Origin of the sequence: Butyrivibrio sp. LC3010 (assembly GCF_000424385.1) — a bacterium.
In the GTDB taxonomy this organism is placed as follows: Bacteria; Bacillota; Clostridia; order Lachnospirales; family Lachnospiraceae; genus Butyrivibrio.
On sequence record NZ_KE384181.1, the window covers coordinates 1 to 13135 of the forward strand.

The 13135-nt window shown below is 36.0% G+C and carries 15 protein-coding genes and 2 pseudogenes; all 17 read left to right on the forward strand.

The window, feature by feature from the left end; translation table 11 throughout:
• Nucleotides 1–183, forward strand: a 183-nt coding sequence (locus tag G622_RS0120970) for a helix-turn-helix domain-containing protein (RefSeq protein ID WP_026512265.1), incomplete at its 5' end; no start/stop codon positions are given.
• 724 nt (nucleotides 184–907) lie between these two features.
• The gene (locus G622_RS24130; RefSeq protein ID WP_044916992.1) at nucleotides 908–1162 is read left to right on the forward strand and encodes an AbrB/MazE/SpoVT family DNA-binding domain-containing protein; all 255 of its coding nucleotides are present in this window, start codon (nucleotides 908–910) and stop codon (nucleotides 1160–1162) included.
• Nucleotides 1149–1568: a type II toxin-antitoxin system VapC family toxin gene (locus G622_RS0120980; RefSeq protein WP_026512266.1), complete on the forward strand. Its 420-nt coding sequence runs from the start codon at nucleotides 1149–1151 to the stop codon at nucleotides 1566–1568. Before G622_RS24130 ends, G622_RS0120980 begins: the two co-directional genes overlap by 14 nt.
• A gap of 907 nt (nucleotides 1569–2475) precedes the next feature.
• Nucleotides 2476–2823, forward strand: a complete 348-nt coding sequence (locus G622_RS0120985; protein ID WP_026512267.1) for a helix-turn-helix transcriptional regulator — start codon at nucleotides 2476–2478, stop codon at nucleotides 2821–2823.
• On the forward strand, nucleotides 2816–3685 hold the full coding sequence (locus G622_RS0120990; RefSeq protein WP_026512268.1) for an ImmA/IrrE family metallo-endopeptidase: 870 nt from the start codon (nucleotides 2816–2818) through the stop codon (nucleotides 3683–3685). Before G622_RS0120985 ends, G622_RS0120990 begins: the two co-directional genes overlap by 8 nt.
• A gap of 2 nt (nucleotides 3686–3687) precedes the next feature.
• A complete protein-coding gene (locus G622_RS0120995; protein ID WP_044917245.1) occupies nucleotides 3688–3870 on the forward strand; it encodes a hypothetical protein in 183 nt (60 codons plus the stop codon).
• Nucleotides 3871–3950: 80 nt separating this feature from the next.
• Entirely contained in the window at nucleotides 3951–4103 is a 153-nt protein-coding gene (locus G622_RS26100; protein ID WP_155831591.1) for a hypothetical protein, read from the forward strand.
• 61 nt (nucleotides 4104–4164) lie between these two features.
• A complete protein-coding gene (locus G622_RS0121005; RefSeq protein ID WP_155831592.1) occupies nucleotides 4165–4566 on the forward strand; it encodes a hypothetical protein in 402 nt (133 codons plus the stop codon).
• A 136-nt stretch (nucleotides 4567–4702) separates the two neighbouring features.
• Nucleotides 4703–5626 (forward strand): annotated as a pseudogene (locus G622_RS27100) (Rieske 2Fe-2S domain-containing protein); the annotation flags it as partial.
• A 96-nt stretch (nucleotides 5627–5722) separates the two neighbouring features.
• The gene (locus G622_RS27105) at nucleotides 5723–6346 is read left to right on the forward strand and encodes a flavin reductase (RefSeq protein ID WP_026512280.1); all 624 of its coding nucleotides are present in this window, start codon (nucleotides 5723–5725) and stop codon (nucleotides 6344–6346) included.
• 201 nt (nucleotides 6347–6547) lie between these two features.
• Nucleotides 6548–7183 carry a hypothetical protein gene (locus G622_RS0121020; protein ID WP_026512271.1) on the forward strand — a complete coding sequence of 212 codons (636 nt, stop codon included), beginning with the start codon at nucleotides 6548–6550 and terminating at the stop codon, nucleotides 7181–7183.
• Nucleotides 7184–8059: 876 nt separating this feature from the next.
• Nucleotides 8060–8203, forward strand: a pseudogene (locus tag G622_RS27210) (AAA family ATPase); the annotation flags it as partial.
• 15 nt (nucleotides 8204–8218) lie between these two features.
• Nucleotides 8219–9175 carry an AAA family ATPase gene (locus G622_RS0121025; protein WP_242833039.1) on the forward strand — a complete coding sequence of 319 codons (957 nt, stop codon included), beginning with the start codon at nucleotides 8219–8221 and terminating at the stop codon, nucleotides 9173–9175.
• Nucleotides 9172–9909 (forward strand): DUF3226 domain-containing protein, encoded by a 738-nt coding sequence (locus G622_RS0121030; RefSeq protein WP_155831594.1) that lies wholly within the window; start codon nucleotides 9172–9174, stop codon nucleotides 9907–9909. Before G622_RS0121025 ends, G622_RS0121030 begins: the two co-directional genes overlap by 4 nt.
• Before the next feature lie 193 nt (nucleotides 9910–10102).
• Nucleotides 10103–10339 (forward strand): hypothetical protein, encoded by a 237-nt coding sequence (locus G622_RS0121035; RefSeq protein ID WP_026512274.1) that lies wholly within the window; start codon nucleotides 10103–10105, stop codon nucleotides 10337–10339.
• Nucleotides 10336–10914, forward strand: a complete 579-nt coding sequence (locus G622_RS0121040; RefSeq protein ID WP_026512275.1) for a hypothetical protein — start codon at nucleotides 10336–10338, stop codon at nucleotides 10912–10914. Before G622_RS0121035 ends, G622_RS0121040 begins: the two co-directional genes overlap by 4 nt.
• Nucleotides 10915–11816: 902 nt before the next feature.
• Nucleotides 11817–12413 (forward strand): PBECR4 domain-containing protein, encoded by a 597-nt coding sequence (locus G622_RS0121045; RefSeq protein WP_026512276.1) that lies wholly within the window; start codon nucleotides 11817–11819, stop codon nucleotides 12411–12413.
• Nucleotides 12414–13135: the final 722 nt, after the last annotated feature.

The window sequence follows — 13135 nt, forward strand, 5'->3', positions numbered from 1 at the left end:
AAGATGCTGATTAAAGAATTGAGAAAAATTACTGGATTATCACAGGCTGCATTCGCCAAGAAGTTCCACATCCCAGTAGGAACACTATCCCACTGGGAGCAAGGGGTAAGAACTCCCCCTGATTATGTTGTATACATGCTCTCACGAATCATATATATGGAACGTGAGCAATATCAAAAATAGAAATGCAAATGATTCCGCGATATCAATTCACCCAGATCTTAGTAACAGAATTGCTGTATTAAGGACATATATTTTAACCCATTGAATAAAAGCATTATCTTGGTGTATACTATGAATACGAATTGGGGTATGTGTTTGCGGACACATACTTGAGAGGATCGGAGAAATCTGGTCCTCTTTTTAATTAATGAATCAACCATCAAAAACTCCAAAAAAATAATAGGCGGCAAAACCGCCTATTGATGTTATAGCTCCCACTTATTGATGGGGAATCACCTGATGTTAAAGCTCCCGCTCATGGCTGGGAATCGCCTGATGTACTTCTTTATACCTTGATTATATGATTTAGCATTTATTAAATGCAAGGAGTTATTGGAGAATATAACAAATGTTTCATTAGTTCGAGTGCTAACAAACTCCTTTTTGGCTTTGAGGTATTTACTTCTCTTATTGTTTAGTTTTTAGTAACAACATGTGGTGTAATTTCCTTTTCTACAGCCTTGTATATAAGCTGTTGTACTACAGTAGTAGAAATGCTCTTAAGTGTTTTGTAGAGCTGAAGGATGAGTCATAGAGAGCGGCTCTAATCATGATTACTATGAATGTGATGATAGGTAAATTGTTTATAGATAGCAGATAGCTATTTGGCTACAGTTTTGTTTATTGAATTTTAATTTGCTTATTAGTGTATACGGTGTATACTAATTATATAGGAGGGACTCTTATGTCAGTTAAAGTAAGAAAAGTAGGCAACAGTTTTACAGTAACGATTCCTGCCGGATTTGTTGAGTCGCTGAATTTATATGATGGTCAGGAACTTGAGGTCAACGCATCAGAGCATGCTATTGAGTATAGGCCTTTAAAGACTGCGCCAAAGACAATAAACTGGGACGATTATGAGCCGGTATCAGACAATCTGAGGGATGGCATGACACCAGACGAATATGTTAGGAGCTTGAGGGACTATGACAGGGATTAAGACATATTTTGATACGGCAATTTTTATCTATGCGCTGGAACTTAAGAAGAAAGAAGCCCGGGATCTTTTTACCGATGCATTGCAGCAAGGAACAGTAGGAACATCAGCGATAACAATAATGGAATATACCACAGGGTGCTTTAAAAATGGTACCAAGGAAGATATTGACAAGTTTAATAAGTTTCTTACAGATCTTATGTTTGAAGTAAAGAACGTTGACAGAGAAGTCGCAGTGGAAGCTGCAAGGATAAGAGCAGAGTACCCATCTTTCAAGCAGATGGATTCCCTGCAGATAGCAAGTGCTAATGTTGCGGGAGCAGATATATTTTATACAAATGATAAGCAGCTTTTACAGTTCAAAGATGATGGGATGAAGGTAATAAAGTTGGAGACAATCTCCGTTTAAGAATGCATAGAGAAAAAACCTCAGAGACTGCAAACTCTGAGGTTTTTACTATGTTGTCCAGCTAAGTAGTTACTTGTAGGGGTTATGATGTATCAGCGAGAAAACTCCTTCCGACATAATAGCCTTTCGGAATTGAAGGGCATTTAGACCATAAATAGAGGGGATTCGCCCCTAATGAACATTGTAAAGTAAATACTATCCCCAAAAGAAAGATGAAAGCGATGATTCTGTGATATATGTCCTAAAAAAGGCGTACTTTAACACAGCACCTGTTTTGAGTGACTTTTTTGATCAATGTGGTAGAATACTATCAGTTGATCAACTAAACATCAGGCGGCTTGAGCGAATATATCTTTGATAGGGTTATCGGATTGAGCTTTGCCCCAGGCATCTAGATGCTGACACATCATGATGCAATAGAGGCGGCAGTACCACATCTTTGTAGATTGGTGCCTGCCGTTTTCTAATTGGTAGTCAATCTTTTCACGCTTATTGCACCTTTCTGAAGAAGTACGCTTGTTGTATTCTAACTTCCATTCCTTTGAATCTCTTGCCGGAACAGTAAATATACGAGGATTTTCCTTTGTGGGGACATGGACTACAAGGCCATAGTCAGAGTCGGAACACTTATAATCACAGTGTATGCCGTCACAATGAGAGCAGTTAGGACATCTGAACTTGTATCGCATTGTCTAAAGTAATTATAGGAAGGAAAGATTCTGTGCTTTTAATTTGGTAAAATTAATAACATGAAATAAATAGTGAAAATAATAAAATTGCTATAAAATATTGGGATTATTTATACCATCACTTGTAAACTGTGCTATAGTATATAGTGCCCAAAGAAAGATATGGTATTTGTAGTACCACGAATGGTTTGTAGTATGGACAGTTAGGAGAGAAAAATATGAAACGCTTATCCCTAGAAAAAATGGCAAATGTAATAAGAGATTCAAGGACAGCCATGGGTATCACACAGGATGAGTTGAGCAAAAAGACAGGAATCAATAGACAGATGATAGGCAGGATGGAGCAGAATAAATATATTCCATCTATTCTTCAGCTAGAAGAACTGGCAAATGCTTTAAAATTTGATATTACGTCGCTTTTCGAAGATTCTGAACCAGCAGTATATACAGCATTTAGAAAATCAGAAATGTCTCTAGAAGAACAAGCGGGAGTTGATCATATGTTTGAAATGATGCGAGCAGCCAAACAGCAGATTCTTTTGAGAAAGGCTTTACGTCATGAATAAGCAGAGCGGTTATGTACTTAGAAGAGAAGATATTGACGAAGTTAAGAAGCTGTCGATTCAGACAAGGAAGGATTTCGGGGTATTTCCCAATGTTCCATTAGGAAGTGACATACGTATGATACTTGAAAAAGAGGATATTCTGTTGTGCGAATATCCTTTTGCTGACTCTGAGGGGACTCATACATATGGAAATATCACATGGTTTAAAAATGGTGAAGAGACGTTTACATTTATCGGACTAAATACATCCAGTTATTATGATGAGCAAATTTTTGCACTTGCGCATGAGATTTATCATTATAAAACAAAGACTGGAAAAGCATACTCATTGGATATGGACATAGAAGATGAATTGATTGAAAAAAAAGCGGACAGATTTGCTGCAGAGTTACTGCTTCCTGCAGAAGAACTGAAAAATCGCGTTTTTGAATCATTTGGATCTTATGACATTTCTGGATTTGCAGAATTAAAGATTCTTAGATTTGTTGCACGTCTGCAATGTGATTGGTGGCTTCCGTATAAATCTCTAATTAAGAGGTTATCGGAAGAAAACCATATTACTGAAAGTGTATACCTTACATTATATGAATTAGAATGCAGAGACCAGAACAGCATATACGGAAAAATATTAAAGAACACAGATAATGAGATATCGCAGCTTCTTAATAAAAAGACAAAGACGATAGGCATTTCTAATAGAGTCCTCGAAACAGTCATAAATAATTATGAAGATGGTTTAATTGATGATGACGAGTTTACAAAGCTCTTATTATTGTTTAATAAAAAACCGGATGATTATGGCTTTGAGATGGTAGATGAGCTTGATGATGAACTTGAGGAATACTTTGGAAGCGAGGATTGAAGATGAAAGTTGATGTAAAGAATGTCAATCCTGCCTTCGTGGAAATGATTAAGGACCCGAGTCAGAAGATTTTTCTTGATACAAATATCTTTATTTCGCCCGATAGAAGTGGACTTCAGAATAATGTTGGGGCGTTTAAATTTGAAGACTATAAAAAAGTATTTTTGGATCCATTGCGCTCATAACCATCCTGGCGGCGATTGTACTTCTGTTTGTAGCACTCATAGCGCAGCTTGTAGAAAGCGTAGTAACACTAGCAAGCAATATGGGAAGTTATGCAAAGGCTTTTTCCAATGCGGTGAACAGTCTGGAAAAATCAAATAACTTCCTTGGAAGACTTGGATTTGACGTAGAAGCAATCTTAAGTCTCGGAGAAAAAACACTATCCAGACACAGGGGCTCTTGGAAAAAAGGGTAAGGGAGCTGGAAGATAAATAGCGAGGACTGAACAATAACTCAGAAGTTTTTTGCGAGGAAGAATGATGAACAAAAGCCTGTACGACAAGTTTCATAAATTAATTCTTAGGATGCCAAGCTTTTTGGAAAAGATAGTGGCTGCAATCCTGCTGCTGGGAGTAATTTATAGCTGCATTCAGCTGGCGATACATGTCTTTACATTTCATAGTCTGGCATTTGATGCTTATGTAGAGGACATACTTCTTACCGCATTTAATGCGATTATCGTCATCGAGTTTATTAGAATGCTGATAAAACACTCCATGAATACCATAGTCGAAGTCCTTATCTTTGCGATAGCAAGAGGTCTGGTTGTGGGACACGAAGAGCCGGTGGATGCGTTGATCCGCATTGTATGTATAGGGGTTTTGCTCTTATGCAGAAAATATTTATTCTATGAGTTCGACTTTCAGGAGGAAGAGTAGAGACGGGAGTTCACGAAATTATAATAATTTATTTATGACATATATGTTATAATTCACCTAAAGGCATGGGTATAAGGTATGCGGCATTTGCTGTGTACCTTATTTTTCAAAGTGGGGATTTTTTATGATTAAAAATATGTGGTATGCGGTTTTGTCGTCTCATTATCTAAAACCCGGCAAGCTCCTTGCTGCAAGACGTTTTGGTGAAAATCTGATTTTTTTCAGGAAAAAAGACGGTGAAGTAAGTCTGGTTTCCAGTCTGTGCGCACACCGTGGGGCATCTTTGTGCAAAGGACGGATTCAGGATGATAACATAAAGTGCCCGTTTCATGGAATCGAGTATGATACTTCCGGAAAGGCTGTCTATATTCCGTCTGAGGGAAAAGCTTCTCATCAGGATTTTTCAAGGTTAAAATTAAAACACTATCCTACCAGAGAAATTGGCGGAATAATTTTTGCTTGGTATGGCGACGGTGAGCCGGACTGCGAACCGGATTATTTTGATGTGATAACGGATAAATCCTATGTTTATGATCATACAGAAGATTGCTGGAGCGTACATTATTCCAGAGTGATAGAGAACCAGCTTGATGTGTCACATCTTGCTTTTGTTCATCATAATACGATAGGCAGGGGGAATAAAACTCTTTGTAATGGGCCCAAGGTTATCTGGCTTGATGAAAATACATTGCAGACAAGTGCCAATAATGAGGTGGACGAGGGGCAGCTTCCAAAGGGTTCTGATGAAAGTATCATAAAGAGTACGAACCTGACATTTAAATTCCCAAATATGTGGCTTAATCATGTTACGGATAAGATTATGATTCTTGCGTTTTTTATCCCTGTTGATGATGAGAATTCCATAATTGCCTTGAGGTTTTATAACAAGATTACCGGCTTTAAGCCCGTTGACAGTCTTATAGCATGGCTGGGCAGCAGGGCAAATAAGATAGTGGAGCGCCAGGATAAACGAATAGTTGAAACGCAGCTTCCCAAGAGGTCAGATTTAAAGATTGGAGAAAACCTCGTTGCAGCGGATCTTCCAATTATTGAATACAGAAACAAAAGAAATGCACTTCAGCTTAATGATGGAACCATATCAAAGAAACCCAAAGAACCGGAGACGGTATCTGTCACAAACACAGGAGGGAACACTATGGATAACAAGGCTATGTACAAACTGTCATATGGATTATTTGTTCTTACAGCTAAAAATGGTGAAAAAGAAAATGGCTGTATCACTAACACTGCCATTCAGGTGGCATCAGAGCCAAATCAGATTTCTTTTGCGGTAAATAAGGCAAATTACACACATGATATGGTGATGCAGACAAAGAAATGTAACATATCGGTTATAAGTGAGGCAGCAGAATTTGAACTGTTTAAGCACTTTGGATTTCAGTCAGGCAGAGATGTGGACAAATTCAAGGACTTTACAGACTGCAAGCATGCAGAAAACGGAATACCATACATTACCCGGGGAACAAATGCCTATTTTTCCATAGACATAAAGCAGACAGTTGATTTGGGCTCCCATACACTTTTTATAGGAATACCTAAAGCTATGGAAGTTCTGGATGCTGCAGCATCAGCAACCTATAGTTTTTATCAGGATAACATTAAGCCAAAGCCGGAAGCAGTTGGTAGGACGCCAAAGGGCGAGACAATATGGCGCTGTAAAATCTGCGGATACGAATGGGTAGGCGAGGAACTTCCCGATGACTTCATATGTCCTATATGCAAGCACCCTAAGGCGGATTTTGAGAAGGTTGTGAGATAAAAAGTATTTGTAAAAGGAACTACGCTTCAGTGATTTGGTTATTGAAGGCGATAGTTCCTTTTATATTTGCACATAATTATTTCATTGCGACAAGATGGAACATGGGACAGAGCAGAACTCATCGACCTCTTTAATCAGATGATCCCCAACTTTAATCATATGTACAAAACTATCTATGAAACACGAGATGGCATATTAGCGATGCTTTCGCATTTAGATGAAAATGCTGAGCTTATTATTCGAAACAGATCAATGAATTTGATTTCAAGACAGACGCTTCTATCCTTAGTAATTGGGAAGGCTGTCGAACTAAGGGATGATCTGGGAGAGCAGTTCTTTAATATTTGCTTGATGGTTGCCGCTTTTGGACTAATGCTATCAACGCATTTTGATAAAGAGGATGAGCATGAATTATATTTCCAGCAACTTCGCATAGAACAATTAAAGGGAGAAAATACTGAAGAGAAGGATTATATCAATGAACCTGAAAAAATGATGCTTATAAGTACAAAAAAGCCTCGTAGAATACCCAAGGACTATTATAAAGAGTTTACAAAATATACAAAACAGCTCACCGCTTTTATTAAGGTGTTTAAACGCGACCTAAAGAGTATTGACATAAAAAAGCAAGAAAATGGCGATGTTTATGAATGCGAATTAAATTTGAATTATGGTAAATACTCAGTTAATGAAGAATTTGAGAGTACGGGAATCAAGAAGCTTATTGAGCTCTTTAATAGCTTGATGATTGCAAGCTTGGGCGGAATAGTATTTATAGATGAGCTTGATTCCAATGCTGATAATTGTGGCAGGCAGGAGATCATAGAAAGAATATAGTACTACCGTTGTATTTAGGGTTCTTTAATATAAATCAAGAATATAATCTGGAAGATTAAAAGGAATATAGGATGGCTGTTGATTGCATTAGAAAAGCATCGGGTATAGAGATGAGTCGGAATGGTTTTGATCATCTCCTTTGGTATTACCATAGGGAAAAGCAGTGATTTAGATTAATCAAATGCTAAAAACAGGATTATAATATGATTATGGACATTCTATATCATTGTACTTGCAGCCTATTTCTATTTGATTGTAATCCTCGTTAAGGAGCTGAACCATGTAGAAGCTATGGTTTGATGTAATGGCTTCTACCATTTTTTGATGAAAACAAGCCAATGCATTGTTTAAATCAGGATGGTAAGATATATGGGTTTCCATGTTTGATTCGGTGAATGATGAGGATTTGTGACTTGCCATAATAAGGGTATACATAACAATAGTATCCTTTACAAAATGTTGATGAAAACCGAAGTGACTTTATACAGCTAATATCATTTGTTGGGGTATAATATGTATAAAAAATCAGAGGATAAGTATTTATATCATTATACTTTTCTAAATACGTTAATATGTTACCGGATTATATCGACTTACATTTAAGTGATAATGCCATAAAGGATATGGTAATTAAAGTTGCACCGGATTTTTCACCATCAAACATGATTTTGTTGCAAGCTTTGCTGGATAAATATGCGCCTTCAGCGCGAGTTGAAGAAAGCGCTTTGAGTAATCTAATCAGGTAGGTTTAGCCGACACAGTTTTATGAAATAACTGTTTTGAGAAATCTATTCATGAGTATGGTAGTATTAAAGGTAACGTACGAGAAGAAGGAATAATTTAAGAAACATATATACGGTACAAATGGAGGGTTATATGCTGGAATCACTGCAAATAGAAGGTTTTAGAAAGTATAACAATTTCAAATTAGAAAACTTAAATAACATAAATTATGTGCTTGGAGATAACAATATAGGAAAAACATCTGTACTGGAAGCTATTTATACATGGGCATGTGGTCAGAATGTTGCGCCTATGATGGCTATTCCCTTGGGAAGAGCAAGATATTCTTCTGTAAACCAATATTGGATTATGGAAGAATTATTATCTATGATCAATCAGCCACATGATATGCCACTTACAATGGCTTTTGAGGGAGTATATAACGGAAAAAAAGAAAGATTTGTACATTCCATATATCCTTCAGATTTAATGGCTGAATTTGATCCTTCATTTAAAAATCATATGGACAAAATAGTTTTAAGGACCAATGATATGGTTGCAGAACAACCCAATCCTATAAATATGCAGATGTATAATCCTCCAATAATAGCACAGTGGGATATTACACATGGTGGAAATAAAGTTCGCGCTAATGTAACTGCTCCTGTATCAATGGTATCAAACACAAAATCGTTTTTGACTGCGAAGTATATAGACGTGCTTTCACATATTGCAGTTAAAGAAAGTGTTCAAATGTATGCTGCTCTAAAAAGAGAGGGAATGCTTGATGAAGTTGTAAAAAGAATTAGCAAAGTATTTCCTGAGATTGCAAACTTCGATATGATTCCGTATCCGGATGGCTCTCAGGCCCCTGTTAGTGTAGTTAAAAAGGATGGGACATCTCTTCCTTTGTATGCATATGGAGATGGAGTTCAAAGATGGTTCTATATAATCGGAGCTCTGAGCATATATAAGAATTCAATAATATGTATAGATGAAATAGATACGGGATTTCATCCTGGTGCTCAAGCTGATTTTTGTAAAAACGTCAGCGAATATGCAATAAAGAATAATGTTCAACTCTTTATTACCACACATAATCAGGAGTTTATAGACAGATACCTTGAAGAAATAGGAAAAAAGAAAAGTCTAATGGATAAAGTAAATATTATTACCATGAGAAATAATGACGGGAAAATAGCAGTTAGAAATCTTAGTGCGAGAGAGGCTTGTGAAGTTAGGAATAGTTTTAACATGGAGCTTAGATGATGAAGATAAAGTCGTTAATAATCTGCGAAGGAAATACTGATCAGATTCTGATTGGTAGCTACATAGAAAATACTACGGAATGGAAATATCAGAAAACCTTCAAAAATAATCCGCTCCCCAAAGAAAGTGTCAATTGGTATATCAATGGCAAGAGTGAATACATTGGGATATTGGATAATGGTAGCGATAATTTTACAAGATGTATTGAGCAAATATGTCTTATGGAAACCAATGAACATATTATAGACAGTATTTTAGTTGTTACAGATAATGATGACGAAAGTGCTACAGAAAAGCGTCCAAAAAGCATTTCGGATATTATTGAAAGCAAGTTGGGAGCAACCTTTTCTGATGAAAGATTGGTAGTTAATGGGTGGTGTAGTGCTGAATACGATAACTGGTATGGAAAGGTTTCCATCCGACTAGGATATATGCTTGTTCCATTAAATAAACAAGGTGCTCTGGAGACATTCATGCTGGATGCTCTTTCTGAAAATCTTCCTGAGAATAAGGAAGTTATAAATCAAGTTCAAGAATTCTTAGATTCTTTCAAGTATGAGGTGTATTTAAAAGGACGTAGAGACAGGGTAAAGGCCAAGATGGGAGTTTCATTATCTATATTTGCTCCGGATAAATCGTTTAGGATAATGAAAGAAATAATAGATTCTGTGGATTGGAGTAAGTTTAAGACTACCAAAGAGCAGTTTGGAATGATAACAGAGTTGTTAAAATAGAGGATGACAATTAGAATTATCAGAGTTATTCCATTTCATATCTCTAGAAAAAGTCATATAGAGCCTAATTGTAATGATATATTTTTGTGATGACGTAATTTGGACGGTTTAAGAGTATGGTAGTAATAGAAGCAACAATGAGTGTGGGGGTGAATCCTCCGAAAGAAAATATTGGGGATAGAGGTAAAAAGATATGAGAAAAAAATATGATGAGGAAAATGTACGGATAGCAAGAAAAAATGCCACTTCGAAATTTTTGTTGGAAAAGGGATTGATTTCAGCAAATGATGCAGAAATGGATAAGCGAGCCAATGCCGCTGTAAAAGCAGCAATTAGTAGGATTGAAATCAAACAAAAGCCTATCGCACGTTATGATGCCACTACAGATCACGCATTTCTAGAATATCCCAATAAAGGAGAAATAAAGTGAACTCAAAAGAAATAAAGCCAATGATATTGTTCTTTGCTGGTCCTAATGGATCTGGAAAAAGTACTATAACTGAATTTTTTGAAATGGTTGGTGAATATACAAATGCAGATGATGTAGTTAAAGCAACGGGATGTTCAAACATTGAAGCTGCAAGAATTGTTGATGAAAGAAGATGGCTTGCAATAAAAGAACACAAGGACATATCTTTTGAAACGGTATTATCATCTAATTACAAATTGGATATTTTAAATAAGGCAAAGGATGAAGGATATTTTATTAAAGGGGTATTTGTTTTAACATCAAATCCGGAAATTAATGTTGCTAGAATAAGATCGAGAGTATCACAAGGGGGTCACGATGTTGATGATGAAAAAGTTAGATTCAGGTATTGGAAGTCATTAAAGAATATCAACATTCTTTTGGATATATGTGATATTTTGCATGTTTATGATAATTCAGGGGATAAGCCTATAAGAATTATTAGGAAGCACAAAGAAGAATTAACAATATATCCCAATAATCTATGGGATAAGGAGAGAATATTTAGATTGATGAATGGAGAAATAGATAGCTAAGGAATAGGCTTCAAAGAAAACATAGCAATATGAAACAAGCAATCCTTTGGTTTGTCTGTTCTAAAGGTCTAAATGAATGGACCATCGAAGGAATCAAGTATTGGTGAGAATTTTCTTGAAAATGGGACCGACTGAATGTATGGCGGTATGATGGAGAAACAATAATTGGCGGATTTGACGATGTGTATGTATCCCGAATAATGAATTTCTAGGTGACGATATATAGAGATAATTAACTATATAGAGATATGGTCTGCTTTATCAAAGAAGTGTTAAAAAATAATCTGAGGTTAGTACATGTTATTTGTGGAATTAGTCATAGCAAGGATTTTACTGATTATGATTGGCACGGAATGAGTTGGTTGCTTTCAATATTTTCGTTTCTGGTATGTCTTCGCAGATTTGTTACAAACGAGAGGGGAATGCATCATGTTCTCACATTTATATCAGATGCGGTGTAATTAATCCCACTAAAGAGAATAGGTGGTTTTCTGAATTAGAAGACCTTTGACATATTTTTATGGGGTAGATAAATGATGTATTTGTTATGATCAATGCGATATCCATAATTCAAGAACAGTGAATGTTATACTTTTTTGAAATAGATTATTCTAGAATAATAAGAAATGAAAAAATATGTATGGGCATACCGTCGCATGTAATGATTAAGGTTGAAAAAAAGAACATATCATGGTACTATACAATTAAGAAGGTAGCTTCTTCCTTGGTCCCGAGGTTAAAGAGGACGCTCCTATGAAGTGCGAGCCGCGGTGCGAAGCGGTGAACATGGAGGACTATAAAGGTGGTAACTTACCATAGCGCACCTAGTCTTTTGACGAAAGAAAGTTACAAATAATGAGTCAAAATGCCTTGCAGCAATGCAAGGCATTTTATGGTGAAAGATGAATTTATTGAAACAGGCAGCACTTTCTTTTGAAAGGCTAAAGGAGATAAGGTATAGAATAGTATTATCAGCTGGATTGAAAAAGCCATTAGAAGAAATAGAAATAAATTTCTATGATGAGGATTTGTTTCATATTTTAGGGCTGCAACACCTATCGGACATTGATATACCAAAGAACAAAAAGAAGATCATATCACAGATTTTGAATGGAAAGATTACTGATGAGTATCTTCAGAATAGTGAATATTATGCTGATCAGCAGGGCTATAACATAAAACATAGGATTGAGCTGGCTGTATACCTAGAGGAATACCTTGATTCTGATAATTTCACTGTTGCAATTTATAAGCTTCAGCATGATAATCGTACATTCATACGCGCAGATTATTTGATTACATGTAAACGAGTAAACTCTGATGAAGAATACTACATTTTCATCCGTAAAAGGAGCGGTCAAGATTATTATGGTATTGTTTCGTGCTTTGCCAGGACCAATACATCCTATTGGGGTGGGAAACGATATCTGATGTTGAAAGAAAAGATTGAAGGTGTTGGTAAGACCGAACTATTCAGACATCCGAATTACAAGGAGTGATGAGGAGCTATAGCGAGCTACTAGTCTTTATAGAACGAGAGAACATAATACAAGACTTTTACGGGTGGATATATTCAGCCGGAAGAATAGAAGATATAGGAAGGGCAACCAAAGATCCGGCATGTTTTCAAAAGCTTATAAATGAATATAAGGAAAGCATGTGTGTAAGCAAATAGCAATGCTGAGCGCATCTGATATTAACGCTGCTTCAAAATGATTAAAGGGTACACAGTAGGGAATGTTGTGTACTCTTTTGTTTTGTGTTTATGATTAATATAAAATTTAGTTTTTGTTAAATGCGAAAATAGAGAAAATATATAGGATTGAATAGCAGTAAGAATTAAACGATTTTATAAACATAAACAAACTATAATTTATAATTATTTTATAATTTTTACATTTTTATTTATTAGGTGGATGATATAATACTCATTGTTAGACAATATTACATTCTAAATGATGTTGTCACTTATGAAGGGGCGGTGACCTGGAGAGGTCATCAATTTGAGGAAAAGATCAATAGACAATGAGGGTATTATATCAATACTCTTAATAAAGGAACCTCAAGTTCCTTTATTAGTTCTTTGCATTCCGCAATAAATCCCCAAGTAAGACGTACCTTGACAAGTGAATAATGAAGCTGACTATTTTATATTTTATCAAAATTGTACTTAGAAAAGTACACCAAATATCTATTTGAAGTATACGAATTGAAAAGCCAG